Annotated in this window: 12 protein-coding genes; 5 read left to right on the forward strand and 7 right to left on the reverse strand. The window is 69.0% G+C overall.

Annotation, left to right across the window (positions count from 1 at the left end):
• Positions 1–90: 90 nt before the first annotated feature.
• Entirely contained in the window at positions 91–1,728 is a 1,638-nt protein-coding gene (locus AC1D1W_RS09710) for a macrolide 2'-phosphotransferase (RefSeq protein WP_476943547.1), read from the forward strand.
• A gap of 76 nt (positions 1,729–1,804) precedes the next feature.
• On the opposite strand, the gene AC1D1W_RS09715 is transcribed toward AC1D1W_RS09710, so the two are convergent.
• Genes AC1D1W_RS09715 through AC1D1W_RS09725 form a run of 3 tightly spaced genes read right to left on the reverse strand, consistent with a single transcriptional unit; the run spans position 1,805 to position 9,170 of the window.
• Positions 1,805–5,377 (reverse strand): ATP-dependent helicase, encoded by a 3,573-nt coding sequence (locus tag AC1D1W_RS09715; protein WP_476943548.1) that lies wholly within the window; start codon positions 5,375–5,377, stop codon positions 1,805–1,807.
• The gene (locus AC1D1W_RS09720) at positions 5,374–8,727 is read right to left on the reverse strand and encodes an ATP-dependent helicase (protein ID WP_476943557.1); all 3,354 of its coding nucleotides are present in this window, start codon (positions 8,725–8,727) and stop codon (positions 5,374–5,376) included. The genes AC1D1W_RS09715 and AC1D1W_RS09720 overlap by 4 nt, the downstream gene beginning before the upstream one ends.
• Positions 8,728–8,753: 26 nt before the next feature.
• The gene (locus AC1D1W_RS09725; protein WP_028277185.1) at positions 8,754–9,170 is read right to left on the reverse strand and encodes an MGMT family protein; all 417 of its coding nucleotides are present in this window, start codon (positions 9,168–9,170) and stop codon (positions 8,754–8,756) included.
• A 97-nt stretch (positions 9,171–9,267) separates the two neighbouring features.
• Here AC1D1W_RS09725 and AC1D1W_RS09730 point away from each other — a divergent pair, with 97 nt between their 5' ends.
• From AC1D1W_RS09730 to AC1D1W_RS09745, 4 genes are all read left to right on the forward strand, one after another.
• Entirely contained in the window at positions 9,268–9,978 is a 711-nt protein-coding gene (locus tag AC1D1W_RS09730) for a 3'-5' exonuclease (protein ID WP_028277186.1), read from the forward strand.
• Positions 9,979–10,387: 409 nt separating this feature from the next.
• Complete coding sequence (locus AC1D1W_RS09735) at positions 10,388–11,323, forward strand: ABC transporter substrate-binding protein (protein WP_028277187.1); 936 nt, start codon at positions 10,388–10,390, stop codon at positions 11,321–11,323.
• A 3-nt stretch (positions 11,324–11,326) separates the two neighbouring features.
• Entirely contained in the window at positions 11,327–12,091 is a 765-nt protein-coding gene (locus tag AC1D1W_RS09740; RefSeq protein ID WP_028277188.1) for an amino acid ABC transporter permease, read from the forward strand.
• Complete coding sequence (locus AC1D1W_RS09745; protein WP_028277189.1) at positions 12,088–12,825, forward strand: amino acid ABC transporter ATP-binding protein; 738 nt, start codon at positions 12,088–12,090, stop codon at positions 12,823–12,825. Before AC1D1W_RS09740 ends, AC1D1W_RS09745 begins: the two co-directional genes overlap by 4 nt.
• A 79-nt stretch (positions 12,826–12,904) precedes the next feature.
• Here the strand turns inward: AC1D1W_RS09745 and hemL are convergent, their stop codons facing one another.
• From hemL to AC1D1W_RS09765, 4 genes are read right to left on the reverse strand one after another with little or no spacing between them, the layout of a single operon-like run.
• Complete coding sequence (hemL, locus tag AC1D1W_RS09750) at positions 12,905–14,236, reverse strand: glutamate-1-semialdehyde 2,1-aminomutase (RefSeq protein WP_243181165.1); 1,332 nt, start codon at positions 14,234–14,236, stop codon at positions 12,905–12,907.
• A 45-nt stretch (positions 14,237–14,281) separates the two neighbouring features.
• On the reverse strand, positions 14,282–15,382 hold the full coding sequence (locus AC1D1W_RS09755; protein ID WP_243181164.1) for an LLM class flavin-dependent oxidoreductase: 1,101 nt from the start codon (positions 15,380–15,382) through the stop codon (positions 14,282–14,284).
• Positions 15,379–16,362: a porphobilinogen synthase gene (hemB, locus tag AC1D1W_RS09760; RefSeq protein WP_243181163.1), complete on the reverse strand. Its 984-nt coding sequence runs from the start codon at positions 16,360–16,362 to the stop codon at positions 15,379–15,381. The genes AC1D1W_RS09755 and hemB overlap by 4 nt, the downstream gene beginning before the upstream one ends.
• Positions 16,359–17,324 (reverse strand): uroporphyrinogen-III synthase, encoded by a 966-nt coding sequence (locus AC1D1W_RS09765; protein WP_243181162.1) that lies wholly within the window; start codon positions 17,322–17,324, stop codon positions 16,359–16,361. The genes hemB and AC1D1W_RS09765 overlap by 4 nt, the downstream gene beginning before the upstream one ends.
• Between the last annotated feature and the right edge of the window lie 9 nt (positions 17,325–17,333).

Genomic DNA, 17,333 nt, shown 5'->3' on the forward strand with positions numbered 1-17,333 from the left:
CAGCGCCTATTTCCCTCCGATTTGTCCCCGATCTCAAGACTCGCCGCAGTGCATCGCCGACTTGGGCGCCGCTCAATCTACCGTGGAAGGGTGAGAAGGAAACCAATCGAACTGGCAGCTGTAGCAACGGCGGCGGTACCCGGCCTGACCCCGACCGCCGTCAGCTCTGCGCCCGACGATCCGGCGGACTTCGACGCGGCCCTCCTGCTGGACTCTGAGGGCAAGCGTTGGCGCGTCCGCTCCCCCCGGCATGCCGAAGCGAGCGCCCGGCTGGAAACCGAATTCCTGGTACTGCGGGCCTTCGCTCCCGGCATCCGGGCCGAGCTCCCGTTCCTCATGCCCACCGTGGCGGGAACGGTCCGGCAAGGCCAGCTCAGCACGTTTGTCTATTCGCACCTGGCCGGCGCCACCCGCTCCCTGGACGAGCTCAGCAACGGCTCTCCCGCGCTGGCCCGCGAAATCGGGGCGGCCCTGGCAGCGATCCATGACCTCCCGCGGTCAATCGTGAGCAACGCCGATCTGCCCAGCTATACGCCCAACGAATTCCGCCAGCGGCGCCTTAACGAACTGGACCAGGCGGCCACGACCGGAAAAATCCCGCCGCTGCTGCTGCGGCGCTGGGAACACGCCATGGAAGACGTCTCGCTCTGGCGCTTCAATCCCTGCGTCGTTCACGGCGACCTCCACGAGGACAACCTGCTGGTCGAGGGTGAGCGTGTGACCGCAGTGACGGGCTGGACCGACTTGCGCATCGGTGACCCGGCGGACGACATGGCCTGGCTGGTCGCCTCCAACGAACAGGACTTTGTGAACGCGGTCCTGGATCACTACACCTCCAGCCGGCGCGACGCGCCCGATGCGCACCTGTTGCGGCGGGCCGCGCTCTCTGCCGAATTCGCCCTGGCGCAGTATCTGGTCAAGGGCATGGCCGCCGGCAACCAGGAAATGGTCGACGAGGCGGAATCCATGCTCGCCACACTGGCGGAGGACGTGGCGGAACACGGCGGCCAGCCGATCAGCGTGGAACCGCTGCCGCAGCCGGTCGCGGCCCCCGACCCCGGCACAGAACAAGCCATTGCCGACGCCGGTGCTCATGTCGATGCGCCGACGGTCCCGGCCGCGCCGGCCCCTGCGGCCAACGGGACGGCGCCCGCCGTCAGCAAGGTCACGCTGCTGCCTATGGAGCCGGTCCCGGGCAGCGCTTCGGCTGATGGTGCCACTGCCGGCATCAGTGCCATGCCCGCTGTGCACGTCACGCCTATCCCCCGCGAAACGGGCGCCGACGAACCGGCGGCTGTCCCCCAGCCCGTCGCAGAAACAGCCACAGCCGCTGAGGCAGGCGACCCGGCAAGCGCCGAGCCGGGCGCCGGTAAGGCCGCAGGTGCGCCCGCCGACATCACCGCAATCCCCGGTGCCGCCAAGTCCTCCACGTCCTCCGAGTCCTCCAGCGCTGATGCCGCGCTGGACGGCGCCCCGCAGGCGGCGGCCCCCGACACGGACGCCGGGAAGGTCAGTGAGGCCGGTGACAGTGACGCCGGGGCAGCGGTTCCCGCCGGTAACGACACGTCGACGCAATCGATCGCCGTCGTCCAGCCCGGCTCTGTCGTACATCCCGAGACCGCTGTGCAGCGCGACTCCCCTGTACAGCCCGAGACCGCTGCGGAGCCCGGATCCGGTGACAACACGTCAACCGCCGCGATCACGGTGGTCGACTCCGCGTCCCGCTAGCGCCGGCTGCCGGCCGGTTCAGGTGTACTGCCCCGCCGGCTCGTTCGGCGGGCTTTCTCCGGCCGGATGACATCCGCTAGGCGCCGCTGTGCGTCGCCGTCCTCCCCAGCGCCGCCGCCACGATTTCCTCAAGCTTTTCCGCTGATCCGAGGTCATGGGGGCGGACCACCTGGTTGTCGGCCACGTAGTAGAAAGCGGCCCGGACGTCCTCCAACGGGACCCCCTTGAGCCGGGCCCAGGCCAGCCGGTAGACGGCGAGCTGGACTGCCTTGACCTTCAATTGGGCCGCCGAGGGGCGGCGGCCGGTCTTCCAGTCCACAAGATCCCAGCGGCCGTCGGCGTCGCGGAACACGGCGTCGATCCTGCCCCGGACCACGACGTCGCCGATCCGTGTCTCGACCGGGACCTCGACGTGGGCGGGGGCGCGGTGGGCCCACTCGGACTGACGGAAAGTTTCCACCATGGAATCCAGGCCGTAGGCCTCGTCGATGTGGTCGTCGGCGCCGGCGGCCTCACCCAGGTCCAGCATCCCGGCGGCGCCGAAGTATTCCTCCACCCAGGCGTGGAAGGCCGTGCCCTTGCGGGCCGACATCCCCGGTTCGCGCGGTATCGGCCGGCGCAGCCGGGCCACAACGGAGCCTGGGTCATCTTCCAGGTCCACGAGAGTCGACGCCGAGATGTGCCCGGGCAGATGCACATCCTGTACCACCGAACGCCGGGACCGGCGTTCCAGCAAAGTGGCCGCCTCCTGCGCCCACCCGGCGGCAGGACCGCGCAGGACGGGACGTTTTCCGGCCTCCGCGCCATCCGGGCCGGCGTCCATTGCCCGCAGGACGCGGGCCGCTGCGGATTCCATGGCCGCCCGCCGGCCCGGGACAAGCCGCAGCCGTTTTCCCGTCCGGGGGTCATGCGGGCCCTCCAGCGGATCATAGGGCCAGGCGGCGACTTCGAGTTCAGAGGTCAGGGGGCTTTCGGCCGGCAGCGCGTCCTCGGTGACGGACAGCGGATGGATTTCGGCCGAGCCGTCGGCGGTGAGGCCCTCGAGCCCGGCAAGGAAGGGAGACATCTCCGCCAAACCTGCCCGGGACCCCACCCACGCCGCACTCGATAGCCAGAGCACGTGTTTGGCACGGGTGTACGCCACGTAGGCCAGGCGCCGTTCCTCGGCCTCGCCGTGCGCCTGGACGGCAGACTTGAACTCCTTCTCGGCGTCGAGCCAGCCTTTTTGGTCCGGCTGGACCAGGTCCCATTGGGGCAAATCGGTGCGATCGCCGCGCAACGGCCACGGCAGTGCCGCACTGCCGCTGCTCCACCGCGAGTCACGGCTGCTGGGGAACGCCCCGGAATTGAGCCCGGGAACGAACACGACGTCCCATTCCAGCCCCTTGGAGGCATGCACGGTCAGCAGCTGGACGGCCTCGTGGTTCACCTCCGGCGCTGCGGCATCCAGACCGTTTTCCTCGGCCGCCGCGGCTTCCAGCCATGCAAGGAACGCCAGGACGTCGACCCGCTGCGAGGTGTGCAGGAACCCGGCCGCCGCGTCCTGGAAGGCGTCCAGATTGCGGCGGGCCTGATGGATACTGATCCCCGGCCGCGCCGCAACTTCGATGTCCAGGAGCATCGCCCGTTCGACCTCGCCGAGCAAAGTGGTGAGGTCGTCCCCCATGTAGCTGCGCAACTGCCGGAGCTCGTCCGAGAGCCGCTGCAGACGGTCCCGGGCCTCCTGGCTCAGTCTGCGTCCGTGCGCCGAGGTCCAGCCGTCGCGGGGCAGCCAGTCCAGGGCCTCGACCAGGCTGGCGGCGTCCGTGATGTCGCCTTCAATCACTGCGTCGTCAGTATCGTCTACGGCACCCCCGGCGTCTCCGGCACCCTGTCCGGCGTCGCCGGCGTCCAGGCCGCCGGGGTGGCCCCGACGGCGGGCCAGGAAACTTGACCAGTCCCGCAGGGCCATCAGGTCCGCCGGGCCGATCCGCCACCGCGCGCCGGCCAGCAGGCGCATGAGGGAGTCCGAGCGGCCCGGGTCGGCCAAAACCCGGAGCGTAGCGACAAGATCGATGATTTCCGGCGTGTCCAACAGCCCGCCGAGCCCAACGATTTCATAGGGAATGCCCCGGACTTCGAACTCGCGGCGAATGCATTCCATCTGTGCCCGGCGCCGGCACAGGACAGCCATGGCCGGCGGAACCGGGTCGGCGGAGTGCGCGGCGTCGAAGTCCGTTACGCGAAATTTCAGCACATCGCCGGCGATCGCCGCAGCCTCGGCTTCGTCCGTGGCGAACCGTCCCATCACCACTCTGCCGTCCACCGCGGCCGGGCTGGGCTGCAGTGGCGGGACCTCGACGGCGTCGGCGCTTTCCCGGGCCCCGGCGGCCCCGAGGTTCGCCGCCGCCTTGCTCAGCGGCGCCGAAATGAGGTTGGCCGTGGCCAGGATGTTGCGTCCGTTGCGCCACGCTGTAGTCAAGTAGGAGGTGGGCGCCACGGCAAAGCGCCGGGCCTGCCCGCTGCCCCGGCCCCGCGAGCTGCCATTGGCGGTGTCGGTGCCTTCGCCGCTGACGAGGATCGGGAATTCGCGGACGAAATGGAAGAGTTGCCCGGCGGACGCTCCCCGGAATCCGTAGATGGACTGGTTCGGGTCCCCCACCGCGGTAACCGCATGGCCGTCGCCGAAGAGCCGGGAGAACAGCACCAACTGGGCGTGCGAGGTGTCCTGGAACTCATCGAGCAGCACCACCTTGTAACGCTGGCGCTCCGTTTGGGCGGCGACCGGAATCTCACTGGCCACCCGCGCCGCCAGGGCCACCAGGTCACCGAAGTCCAGGGCGCCGCGGGCGCGCTTCGCCTCGGAATAGCGGCCCACCATGTCCGCGACGCTGGCCCGCGTGCGAAGCATCGCGCTGAGCTCGCCCGCAGCCTGGGTGGGGTTCTTCTTGGCTTCTGCGACATACGGGAGCGACTCGAACTCGGCGACCCGCTCCAAGAGCCAGCCACGGACCTGGGTCGGGTCCTGCAAATGCTCGGAGCACTCTCCCGCCAGCTGGATCACGGCCTTGACGAGCGTCGATTTGGCGGACCGGAAGTGTTCGTAGTCCCCGTCAAAGGCTTCCACCACCTCGCTGGCGAGCTGGAACGACTGGGCGCCGCCGAGCAGCACGACGTCGCGTTCGACACCGAGGCGGAGACCGTAGTCGGACACAATGCCGCTCGCATACGAGTGGTAGGTGGAGACCTTGGGTTCAAGCGCATCCGCGCTCAGCAGCCCGGCAGGGAAGAGCGTGTTCCCGGTGTCGGCCGCCGCGATGCGCGCCAGGGCGGCCAGCTTGGCCCGGATCCGCGAGGCGAGTTCACCGGCGGCCTTGCGGGTGAAGGTGACGCCGAGGACTTCCTCCGGCCGGACCCAGCCGTTGGCGACGAGCCACACCACCCGGTCCGCCATGGTTGCGGTCTTCCCCGACCCCGCCCCGGCGATCACGAGCCGCGGCGTGAGGGGCGAGGAAATGATCAGGGACTGTTCGGCCGTGGGGCTGTTCCCCTCCCCCAGCAGTGCCGACAGCTCTTCCGGGCTGAACCGTGGCTCGGGAAGGGGCGCGGGAAGGGGAGCCGGTGCCGGATGCGGGTCGGTCGGGCCGCTTGCCGGCGCCTCGGGGCTCATTCAGTAACCTGCTTTCCCCGCACGCACAGCGGGCACACTTCAGGGAGCCGGCAGCCGTGGCCGCCGTGGCCTCCCTTGGACGGATCGTGGCGGGCCTGGAAAACGCTCCCGGACATTACGCGGGCGGCGTCGCCGACCATCTCCAGTGCCCAGTTGTCCTGCGGATCCAGCGGTGCCTGGGCCTGGATGCCGGGGCTCTTGGTGGTGGTGCCCAGCTGGGCCAGGACGGCGCCGCCCGGCAGCGGCGGCGGACCGTCGTCGGGACCCGCGAAGCCGCCGGCCAGCACGGCGGCCTGATAGGCGCCCAGCTGCGGGTGCCGGTCCAGATCCGCTTTGCCGGGCTGGCGTTTTCCGGTCTTGAGGTCGATGATCACCAGCCTGCCCTCGGCGTCGATCTCGAGCCGGTCGACCTGACCCCTGAGCACGGCGGGCCGCGCCGGACCGGTGCTTCCGCCGTCGCCGGGATCGGATCCGGCCTGTGTGGAAGCGGCCTCCGCCGGAACGTCCGGCAGCTTCACCTCAAAGTCCTGTTCGACGCCGATCAGGCTCCGGCCCTCGCTGCGCATCACGAGGACATACTGGGCGAGCTTGCGGACCATGGACTCGGCTCGCTGGAAGTCCAGTTTGCCTTCCCAGTTGTCCTTCATCCCCAGCGTGGGCCAGCGCCGGACGAGTTCGGCGACATATTCGCTTCCCGAGGCGTCCGGGAGGTCCTGCGCAATGGCGTGGACCAGCGTTCCGAGGCTGCGGGCAAAATCGGTTGCGGCTTCACCGCCGGCGGCTTGGACAAACCAGTCCAGCGGAGATTTCTGCACGGTTTCGACCTTCGAGGGCGACACGAACACGGTACCGCCCGGCGGAACCACCGCCTCCTCCGAGGACAACTCCACCAGCCCCCACCAGCTCGCGGGGTGCGCGCCCGGAACCGGCGGCTGGGCCGTGGCCAGGCCCCCCAGCACGGCAGCGGCTTCCGCCGATTCGGCCGCCCTCGGGTCGAGCTGGGCGTACTGCCGCAGTTCCGCGACCAGCGCCCGGAGGGTCAGCGGACGCTCGACCGGGGTAAAGCCCCGGCGGTCCTGCCCGGGCCGCAACGGCGCCACATAGTCCAGGAACGAGGACGGCTGCTCGTCCTCCGAGGACACCGCCGTGCAGATCAGCACCTCCCGGGCGCGGGACACTGCCGTGGAAAAGCTCCGGAGCTCGTCATAGCGTATTTCGCGCAGCCGGCTCTGCGGATCCAGTCGCAGGGCATACTCCACGCCGTGCTCGACGGCGTCGGCGAACAACGTGCTGCCGAGCAGCTCGCCGCGCAACCGGGTGTTGGGCCACACGCCTTCCTGAAGTCCGGGCACAATTACCACCGGCCATTCGCGGCCGGCCGCGCTGGCAGGGGTCATGAGCTCCACCGCGTCTTCCAGCTGCGCCCGGGCGGCCAGGGTATCCATGGGAAGTTCCTGGCTGAGCAGGTATTCAAGGAACTGCTCCGGGCCGGAACCGGGCAGCTGGTCCACAAAGCGTTCCGCGGTATGGAACAGCGCCATCATGGCATCAAGGTCACGGTCGGCCCGGGCACCGGCTGATCCTCCGGCGAGGGCGGCGTCGGTCCAGCGCGAGGCCAGGCCGGTGGAATGCCAGAGCGCCCAGAGTACCGTCTCGGCGTTGCCTCCGGGGGCACCGGCGGCGTCCCGGCCCGCTGCGATCATCCGGGCAATCCGGCGGGCCGAGTGACCCTCGATGCCCAGCGTTGCGAGCGCTCCCGGCTCCAGCAGGGCTTCGACCAGGAGCGCGTCGCTGGTGCGTCCGCCGCCGCCCAGGAGTTCCTCCCGGCGCAGCGACTGCCGCAGCCTCCGCAGTTCAATCGCGGTGGCGCCGCCTATCCGGGACGTCAGCAAGGACACCGCTGACTCGGGTGTGAGCACGGCAGGGTCCAGGGCCACCGCATAGGCATCGAGCAGCGGACGGACCGCGACCTCGTCCCGGACTGCGGATTCGGCGACGGGGATCCGGACCGGGATCCCCTGGCCGGCCAGGTACCGCTGCAACTGGCTGAGCTGGCCGCCGTTGCGCACGATCACGGCGATGTCCCCGAGTTCCCGGGCGTCGTTCAGCTGGGCTTCGAGGATCCGCTGGGCCACATACCGCAGCTCGTGGACCGGGGACGGCAACAGGTGGGCCTCGACCGTCCCCGCGCGGGCGCCGGCGGCTCTGTCCGGTGTCGGGACTGGTCGCCCGTCCGGCGCCGGCACTGGTCCGGGCTGTTCAAGCCGGCGGGCGGACTGCCCTCCGGACCTGCGGGAGATGCGCCCGGCCACTGACAGCCATGCCTCTGCCACGGCCGGGTCCTGCCGATGCGCCGTCCACAGGGGTCGTTCCAGGATCGTCCCGTCAGGGGCCAGGAGGCCGGGAAGCTCCGCCACGAGATCGGGGCGTGCCCCGCGGAAGCCCTGAACCACGGTGTCCGGCGAGGCGGTGATGATGGCATCCTTGCCGGCGGCGATGTCGGCGAGCAATTCGAAGACCGCCGGGTTCGCCTCCTGGATGTCATCCACGAGAATCAGCTGCAGGCGGTCGCGTTCGGCGGCGAGGAAATCGGGTGAGTCCTGGAAGATCTGGCGCGCGGCAGTGATGATGCCGGCGGGGTCGAAGGCCTCGGGCATGCGGAGGTCCAGGACATCACGGTACTCGGAGTACAGGGCGGCCGCCGGAATCCAGTCCGGCCGGTTGCACTGCCTGGCCAAGGCTACAAGGTCCTCGGCGGTCCGCCCGGATTCGATGATCCGGTCAAAGAGCTGGCGCACTTCCTGCCGGAAACCGCGGGTCTGCAGGGCGGCGCCCAGGTCCTCGGGCCAGGGCAGCTCGAGGCCGGGCAGCGCATGGCCCTCCAGCAGTTCCTTGATGATCAGGTCCTGTTCCGGGCCGGAGAGCAGCTTCGGTTGGCGCGGAAGCGGCAGGAGGCCTTCGGCCTTGGCACGGCGGATCAGATCGAAGGCATATGACGCCCAGGTCCGTGCCGGCGTCGTGCTCAGGCTCCGGTCCAGGCGGGCCGTGAACCGGTCGCGGAGCGTATCCGCGGCGAGCCGCCCGGGAGCCAGGATGAGCATCCGCTCCGGATCCAGGCCATCGCGCAGGGTGCGGCGGACGGCAGCCTCGACAAGGACCGTCGACTTGCCGGTGCCGGGCGCGCCGGGCACCAGGACGGGGCCGGAGCCGGGCGGGACCTCGACGGCGGCGAGCTGGTCCGGTGACAGCACCGGCACCGCGCTGTGCTGGGTCCGGGGCGGCAACAGGCGCAGCCCCGCTCCCGTTGCGCGCCCCGCCCCGGGAAGGGGACGGGACCCGGACCGCTGCAGGCTTGGTTCGAGGTGGCTGGGGGTACTCACACAGTCATTTCATCATCGGGTACCGACAATTTATGCGACTCCCGCTCGAGCCGCTCCGCGATGGCATCGATCCGGTCGAAATCGGCGTCGGTGGGCGCCCACCGGCCGGAGGCCAGGTCAACACGCCAGCGCCCCTCGCCGGTCCGGCGGAAGTCCTCGTAGCGGCCCAGCAGCGGCGTCCCCTCCTGCAGATAAAGGCCCAATGCCTCGTGCTCCAGGCCGGGCGGGGCGTCCCCGCTGGATTTCAGGACGCGCCACCAGGGCACGCTGCTGCCATAGTGGCTCATGACCGATCCGACCTGGCGCGGGCCGCCGGCGCCGAGGAGTTCCGCAACGTCGCCATAGGCCACCGCCGTGCCGGCCGGGATCAACGCCACGAGCTCCAGAACCGCCTCCACATACTCCGTCCGCATCGGTCCAGCCTAGCCGTTCCGGACTCCGGAACCGTGCCCGGGCGGCACACGGGCACGGCGGTCAGGAACTGTCAGTGGCAGCAGTTACGGTTGAAGCATGAGCACTTGGAACACCCTCCCCCGCGCAGCCTTCGACCTCGAAACGACCGGGCGGAACTCCCGCGCGGCGCGGATTGTCACAGCATCCATCACCGTGGTGGACTCCGACGGCGGGATCGTCCAAGAACACGAGTGGCTCGCCGACCCCGGCGTTGAGATTCCCACCGAGGCCAGCGACATCCACGGCGTCACCACCGAGAAGGCCCGCAGCGAAGGCCGCCCCGCCGCGGAAGTGACGCGGGAGGTCGCAGCCGTGCTTCAGGAGCTCTTCGACACGGGTGTTCCGGTCATCGCCTTCAACGCCAGCTACGACTTCACGGTGCTCGCCGCCGAGTCGGCCCGCTACGGCGTCCCGCAGTTGAGCCGCTTCCCCGTGCTGGATCCGTACGTCATGAACAAACAGGTGGACCGGTACCGCAAGGGCAAGCGCACGCTCACCGCCTTGTGCGAGGAGTACGGCGTCAATCTGGACAACGCGCACACCTCGGCTGCCGATGCCCTGGCAACCCTTCGGATGCTCGATGCCATGGCCGGAAAATTCCCCAAGCTCAGGATGCCGGCGGGCAACCTGCACCAGCTCCAGGTCGAATGGGCCTCTGCCCAGGCCGCGGACTTCCAAAGCTACCTGCGCAAGACGAAGCCGGCCGCCGTGATCGAAGGCGACTGGCCCGTCCTGCCTCCCGAGGATGCCAGCCGGGGCGACTTCTAGGATTTCGGAACGGCGGGATTCCGGACGCCTGGGCGCCGGCGCGGGAACACTTCTTAAAACGAAACGTTCGCCGGCGGAACGGCTTAACTAGTCCGCCGCTGCGCGCAAATCCAGTGATTGCGACGGAGGTCACACCGCCCGGGGCTTCCACTTGCCGCCTGCTCCGGCGCCGATGATTCCGCGCTACCCCGCCAGCACTATCAGGATCGCCGCCGATCACACATGAACCTGAAGATAGTTCGCAGAACGCACACGTCAGCTCTGATCTGTTCGGATTGAATGGGCGTCCACGTCGGATGACACAATTATCTTTCGCGGCGTGTCTGCTCCACCCGGCGCCCAAGCCAGCGGCCGGGGGCCCGATGAGCCTCCCGCGACCCACTGAATTTCAGACGAAAGTGATTGCGTGATGAAAAGCAAAGCCTTGAAGTGGCTGACCACCGTTCCCGTGGCCATCGCCGTGGCGGTTTCCCTTGCAGCCTGCGGCGGCGGTTCGGCCCAGTCAACGGCGTCACCGACGGATGCCCTCCAGGGCAGCGACCAGAAGTCCTTGGACAAGTACACCACCAAGGACGTCACTCCCCTGGACAAGATTGACAAGTCCAAGCTCGGCCTGATCAGCGAGGGAACCCTGACTGTGGGCACCCTTTCGGACGCCCCGCCGAACATCTACATCGATAAGTCGGGCAAGTTCACCGGCTACGACAACGAGCTCCTGCGCGCCATTGCGGACAAGCTGGGCCTCAAGGTGGAGTTCAAGGCGACCGGCTTCGCCTCGCTGCTCGCCCAGGTCCAGAATAAGCAGTTCGACCTCGGGTCCTCCTCGATCTCCACCACCGACGCGCGCCGTAAGACCGTCGGCTTCACGAACGGTTACGACTTCGGCTACATGGCCGTCGTCGCCAAGAAGGACTCCAACATCAAGGGGTTCAAGGACCTGACCAAGGACACCCGCATCGCCGTGGTCCAGGGCACGGTGCAGGATGACTACGTCACCAACACCCTCCAGATCGAACCCGTCCGCTTCGAGGACTACAACACCGCCTACGCCAACTTGAAGAACGGTCAGGTTGACGCCTGGGTCGCTCCGTCCCAGCAGGCCACCGGCCAGGTCAAGGAAGGCGACGGCACGGTCATTGCCGAGTCGGTTGTGAACACCCAGAACTTCACCGCGTACGCCGTGAACAAGGAAAACCAGCCGCTCATTGACGCGCTGAACTCCGGCCTCGACGCCGTGATTGCTGACGGCACCTGGTCCAAGTTGACCAAGGAATGGTACCCGGACCGCGAGACCCCGGCCACGTGGTCCCCGGGCTCCAAGGCCGTCACCGTTCCGAAGTCCTAGTCCATGGATGCACTCGATCAACTCGTAAAGACCTTCTTTGACTGGGAGGCGATGGCAGCCGTCCTGCCGAACATGATTATGTTCGGCCTGCCCAACACCCTGATCCTGGCGGTTTCCTCGGGCGTGCTCGGGTGCATCCTGGGCATGGTCCTGGCCGTCATGGGCACGTCCCGCCTGACGCCGCTGCGGTGGCTCTCCCGGATCTACACGGACATCTTCCGCGGCGTTCCGGCTATTGTCATCATCCTCCTCATCGGCCTCGGGCTCGGACCCATAGTCCGGGTAGCGACCGGATCCACGAACCCGTTCCCGCTGGCCATCTTCGCCCTGACGCTCATGGCGGCGGCCTACATCGGCGAGATTTTCCGCTCGGGCATCCAGAGCGTGGAAAAGGGCCAGCTGGAGGCGTCCCGGGCCCTGGGCTTCAGCTATGGTTCGTCTATGCGCCTCGTGGTGATTCCACAGGGGGTCCGGCGCGTGCTCCCGGCCCTGGTCAACCAGTTCATCGCGCTGATCAAGGACTCGTCCCTGATCTATCTGCTGGGCCTGATCGCCAGCCAGCGCGAGATCTTCCGGATCGGTAACGACGCCGCCGCCAATACGGGAAACCTCTCGCCTCTGGTTGCCGCGGCGTTCATGTACCTCATCCTGACGGTTCCGCTCACCCACTTGGTCAACTACATCGACAAGCGCCTGCGCACCGGCCGTCCGGAGAAGCGTCAGCCTGACGACGCCGCAGCCTTGATCGGGAAGGGAGCACAGCCATGAGCGAATTCGCCTCTGGCTCGCTGACCGGCAAGAACCTGCACTTGTCCTTCGGCACGAACCATGTCCTCCGCGGCATCGACCTTCATGTCGAGAAGGGCACCACCGCCTCGGTGATCGGGCCCTCCGGCTCAGGGAAGTCCACGCTGCTGCGTGTCATGAACCGCCTGATCGAACCGGACCAGGGCGACATCCTGCTCGATGGCCGCTCGGTCCTGAAGGACAACCCGGACGAGCTGCGCCAGCGGATCGGGATGGTGTTCCAGCAGTTCAACCTGTTCCCGCACAAGACCGTGGTGGACAACGTCTCGCTGGCGCTGCGGAAGCTGCGCAAGCTGCCGGCCGAGCAGGCCCGGGCCGAGGCACTCGAGCAGCTCGACCTGGTGGGGCTCAAGCACAAGGCCGACGCCCGTCCTGCCAACCTCTCCGGCGGCCAGCAGCAGCGTGTCGCCATTGCCCGCGCCCTGGCCATGAAGCCGGAGGTGATGTTCTTTGATGAGGCCACCTCCGCCCTCGACCCCGAGCTCGTCAAGGGTGTGCTGGCGCTGATGGCCGACCTCGCCAAGGGCGGCATGACCATGGTGGTGGTGACCCACGAGATGGGCTTCTCCCGCAATGTCTCGGACACCGTGACGTTCATGGACGCCGGCGTCGTCGTCGAGTCCGGTCCCCCGGAACAGATCTTTACCAGCCCGCGGACCGAGCGGCTGCAGGGGTTCCTCGCGGACGTTCTGTAGTTCGCGCCAGAGTCCCGGCAGCTTAAATGACTGATGGCACCCGCAGCGGCGGGTGCCATCAGTCATTTAAGGGCTAAGGCTATGGCTTGGCGCCGGCGGCCGCCTTCGCCGCGGCCGGCAGGGCGTCGAAGATCCGGTTCATCGCGGTGTCGTCGTGCGCGGCGGAGAGGAACCAGGCTTCGAAGACCGACGGCGGCAGGTAGACGCCGGAGTCCAGCATGGAGTGGAAGAACGGGGCGTAGCGGAACACTTCCTGGCCCTGGGCGTCCTCGTAGTTGTGGACCCCCCGGGCGCCCGTGCCGAAGGCCACGGAGAACAGGTTGCCTGCGCGCTGGATGGAGTGGTCCACACCGGCCGCATCGAGTGCGGAGGACAGCGCCGCGGAGAGTTCCAGCGAGCGGGCATCCACGAACGAATAGACCTCGGGGGTGGCGTGCGTGAGGGTCGCGACCCCGGCGGCCATGGCCACCGGGTTACCGCTCAGCGTCCCGGCCTGGTAGACGGGGCCCAGGGGCGCCAGGTAGTCCATGACCTCCGCGCGTCCGGCGAGGGCCGCCGTCGGCATGCCTCCACCAATCACCTTCCCAAACGTCAGCAGGTCCGGGGTCCACGGCTGGGCGGCACCGGCGGCGCCGCCGGTGAGGCCCCAGTAGCCGGAGTAGCCGGTGCGGAATCCGGTCAGGACCTCGTCGAGGATCAGCAGGGCGCCGTGTTCGCGGGTGATCCGGGAAAGGCCTGCGTTGAAGCCGTCGCCGGGGGTGACCACGCCCATGTTGGCGGGAGCGGCTTCGGTGATGACGGCGGCAATGCTGTCACCGTGCTTGGCGAAGGCGGCTTCGACGGCGCCGAGGTCGTTGTAGGGCAGCACGAGCGTCTCGGCGGCGGTCGCGGCGGTGACCCCGGCTGAGCCGGGCAGCGCGAGGGTCGCCAGGCCGGAGCCTGCGGCGGCGAGGAGGCCGTCGAGGTGGCCGTGGTAGCAGCCGGCGAACTTGATGATCAGGTTGCGGCCGGTGAAGCCGCGGGCGAGCCGGACGGCCGTCATGGTCGCCTCGGTGCCGGTGGAGACCATCCGGACGCGCTCGGCAGCCGGGACGCGCTCCTTGACGATTGCGGCAAGGTTGGCCTCGTCCGGTGTGGAAGCGCCGAAGGAGAGACCGCGGTCGACGGCTGCGTGCACGGCTGCCAGGACCTCCGGGTGGGCGTGCCCCAGCAGCGCCGGGCCCCAGGAGCAGACGAGGTCGACGTAGTCGGCACCGTCGGCGTCGGTCAGGTAGGCACCCTTGGCGGACACCATGAACCGCGGCGTCCCGCCCACAGAGCCGAAGGCGCGCACGGGCGAGTTCACCCCGCCCGGCATCAGCTGGCGGGCACGGTCAAAGAGTTCCTCGTTGCGAGGCATGCTGGAAGTCATGGTTCCTATTCTTTCAGTTCGCGGCGAGGTCAGTTCGCGGCCAGTTCAGTTGGCGCTAAGCAAGGCGGCCACGCGGGGCGCCACTTCGGTGCCGAACAGTTCAATGGAGCGCATCATGGCCGTGTGCGGCAGGGTGCCGTTGCTGTACTTGAGGTCAAAGCGGTCCACCCCCAGGTTCTTTTTGAGCAGGGCAATCTTCGCAGCCACGGTTTCCGGTGACCCGACATAGAGGGCTCCCTCGGGCGTACACATCGCGTCAAACTCGCCACGGCTGGCCGGACCCCAGCCGCGTTCGGCCCCGATCCGGTTCCGCTGCTCTAGCCAGTGCGGGAAGAACTCCTCGCGGGCGTCCTCATCCGTGGCGGCAACGTGGCCGGGCGAATGCGTGGCCATCTGCTGCATCGGGTGCCCGTACTTGGCCATGGCCTCACGGTAGAGGTTGGCCAGGGGCGCGAAAGACCGCGGCTGGCCGCCAATGATCGCGAAAATGATCGGGTAGCCGTACTCGGCGCAGCGCAGCACCGACTCGGGCGTGCCGCCGACGCCGATCCAGGTCGGCAGCAGGTGGTGTTCCAGCGGCGGGTAGACGCTCAGGCCGCTGATGGCCGGCCGGGTGCGTCCCTCCCAGTGGACCGGTTTCTGCGCCCGGACCTTGTCGAAGAGCTCGAGCTTTTCCTCGAACAGGACCTCGTAGTCCGCCAGGTCCAGGCCGAACAGCGGGAAAGACTCGATGAAGGACCCGCGGCCCAGCATGACCTCTGCCCGGCCCCCGGAGATGGCGTCCACGGTGGCGAAGCGCTGGAACACCCGTATCGGGTCATCGGAGCTGAGCACTGTCACAGCCGAGCCGAGCCGGATGTTCTTGGTGCGGGCGGCCGCCGCGGCCAGGAATACCTCCGGGGCGGAGACCGCGAAGTCGCGGCGGTGGTGCTCCCCCACCGCGAAGGCGTGCAGGCCGATCTGGTCCGCGAGTTCGGCCTGTTCCAGGAGCTGGCGCAGCACCTGGGCGTGCGGGACGGGATGGCCGTCCGGGAAGACCCCGACGTCGCCGAAGGTGTTCAGGCCTAGGAGGATGCGGTTGGGCCCCACCGGCGCGGTGGGTATGGAATTGAGCGGGGCGTCCGCGGATTCGGGGGCCGTGTTCATCGGGTTTCCTTCAGCCAGCCGGCGAGCTCGCTCGCCCAGTAGGTCAGCACCATGTTGGCGCCGGCGCGCTTGATGCCCAGGACGGACTCAGTGATGGCGGCCCGGCGGTCGATCCAGCCGTTTGCGGCGGCGGCCTCGATCATCGAGTACTCGCCGGAAATCTGGTAGGCGGCCACGGGGACCGGGCTCATGGCGGCGACGTCGGCGAGGATGTCCAGGTAGCTCATGGCAGGCTTCACCATGACCATGTCGGCGCCTTCGGCCAGGTCCAGGTCCACCTCGAGGATGGCCTCCCGGCGGTTGGCGGCGTCCATCTGGTAGGTGCGGCGGTCGCCGGTCAGCTGCGAGTCGACGGCCTCGCGGAACGGGCCGTAGAACGCGGAGGCATATTTCGCGGCGTAGGCCACGATGGCGGTGTTGGCGTGGCCGGCGTCCTCGAGGGCCTGCCGGATCACGGCGACCTGGCCGTCCATCATGCCCGACGGGCCCAGGACGTGGGCGCCGGCGTCGGCCTGGGCAACCGCCATCTGGCCGTAGATTTCCAGGGTGGCATCGTTGTCGACGTAGCCGTTGGCGTCCAGGACACCGCAGTGGCCGTGGTCGGTGAATTCGTCCAGGCACACGTCGCTCATGACCACGAGGTCGTCGCCGACCTCGGCGCGGACGTCCCGGATGGCTTTGTTCAGCACGCCGTCGGGGTCCAGCGACGCCGTCCCGCGCGCGTCCCGGACGGCGGGGACGCCGAACAGCATGATGCCGCCGACGCCCAGCCGGACAGCCTCGGCCGCCGCACGCCTGAGCGAATCGGTGGTGTGCTGCTGCACGCCGGGCATCGAGGCGATCGGGTTGGGCTCACTCAGGCCTTCGCGGATGAAGGCCGGCAGGATGAGCTCCGAGGCTGAGAGCCGGTGTTCGGCCGTCAGCCGGCGCATGGCCGGGGTGGTGCGGAGCCGGCGGGGGCGGTGGGTCGGGAAGCTCATATGGTGTCCTTTGCTGAGGGCTCTGCGGCTGACGGATGCGATGGGGGCTGCTGGTGGTCAAGGGACCGCACGACGGCGGCAACCAGGCCGGACGCCGTCGGCTCTTCGGCGACGGCGTCGACGCTGAGTCCGAGGGAGGCCGCCTCGGCCGCCGTCGAGCGTCCGATGGCGACGAAACGGCAGGTGCCCAGCGGGCCGAGGTCCGCGTGGATGCGGCGGGCGGCGCTCGGGGAGGCGGCGACGACGGCGTGCAGCCGACCGGCCCCGATTTCGGCTTTCGCCTCGGCCGTGGTGAGCACGGTGGGCGGCGCGTCCTGCCCGGCCGGACTGATCCCCTGCGACAAGGTCGCCTGCGGCGGGGCCGGTGGGAATGCGGGCAGCGCCCGCCGCGGATCGGCAGGATAGTCGACGGTGTTGTACGCGGTGACGGTCTGGACGGCCGCGCCGCGGGCCTCGAGGCCCTTGCGCAGCCGCGGGTCCGCTATGTCCGCCTGGGGCAGGAGCACGCTGCCCTGGTTCGCGGGCCAGATGTCGAGCAGGCCCGTGCCGGATTGCTGGCCCGTGGGTGCAAGGTCGACGCTGATGCCCCGGGACTCCAGCTCACGGCGGGTCGCCGGGCCGATCGTGGCCACGAGGATGCTGCCGGGCAGCCAGTTGCTGAGGGAGGCGCCGCGTTCGGCGGCTTTCGCCTCCAGTGCCTGGACCGTGGTCACGCTGCTGATCACGAGCCACGTGTAGGCCCCGGCGCCGAGGGCGTCGAAGGCGACGTCGAGGGAGTGCTGGTCGTTGGCCTGCTCAAAGTCAATCAGCGGGAGCAGCAACGGCTCGGCGCCGGCACGGCGGAGGGCCGTGACGAGTTCCCCCGCGCGGTCCGGGCTGCGGGCAACCAACACGCGGGCGCCCTCCGGCACCCTCATGCCGGTTGGGCCGCCCGTGTGGTTGCGGTCGCTGTGGGGTGCCATGAAGTGGTG

The sequence above is a fragment of the Arthrobacter sp. P1_B4 genome (genome assembly GCF_056406555.1).

What these genes read in the sequence shown, in the direction of transcription:
- AC1D1W_RS09755 (WP_243181164.1), bottom strand. Translation starts at nt 15,382, where the DNA reads ATGAACACGGCCCCCGAATCCGCGGACGCCCCGCTCAATTCCATACCC.
- AC1D1W_RS09765 (WP_243181162.1), bottom strand. Translation starts at nt 17,324, where the DNA reads ATGGCACCCCACAGCGACCGCAACCACACGGGCGGCCCAACCGGCATG.
- AC1D1W_RS09735 (WP_028277187.1), top strand. Translation starts at nt 10,388, where the DNA reads ATGAAAAGCAAAGCCTTGAAGTGGCTGACCACCGTTCCCGTGGCCATC.
- hemB (WP_243181163.1), bottom strand. Translation starts at nt 16,362, where the DNA reads ATGAGCTTCCCGACCCACCGCCCCCGCCGGCTCCGCACCACCCCGGCC.
- AC1D1W_RS09725 (WP_028277185.1), bottom strand. Translation starts at nt 9,170, where the DNA reads ATGCGGACGGAGTATGTGGAGGCGGTTCTGGAGCTCGTGGCGTTGATC.
- AC1D1W_RS09740 (WP_028277188.1), top strand. Translation starts at nt 11,327, where the DNA reads ATGGATGCACTCGATCAACTCGTAAAGACCTTCTTTGACTGGGAGGCG.
- AC1D1W_RS09730 (WP_028277186.1), top strand. Translation starts at nt 9,268, where the DNA reads ATGAGCACTTGGAACACCCTCCCCCGCGCAGCCTTCGACCTCGAAACG.
- AC1D1W_RS09715 (WP_476943548.1), bottom strand. Translation starts at nt 5,377, where the DNA reads ATGAGCCCCGAGGCGCCGGCAAGCGGCCCGACCGACCCGCATCCGGCA.
- hemL (WP_243181165.1), bottom strand. Translation starts at nt 14,236, where the DNA reads ATGACTTCCAGCATGCCTCGCAACGAGGAACTCTTTGACCGTGCCCGC.
- AC1D1W_RS09745 (WP_028277189.1), top strand. Translation starts at nt 12,088, where the DNA reads ATGAGCGAATTCGCCTCTGGCTCGCTGACCGGCAAGAACCTGCACTTG.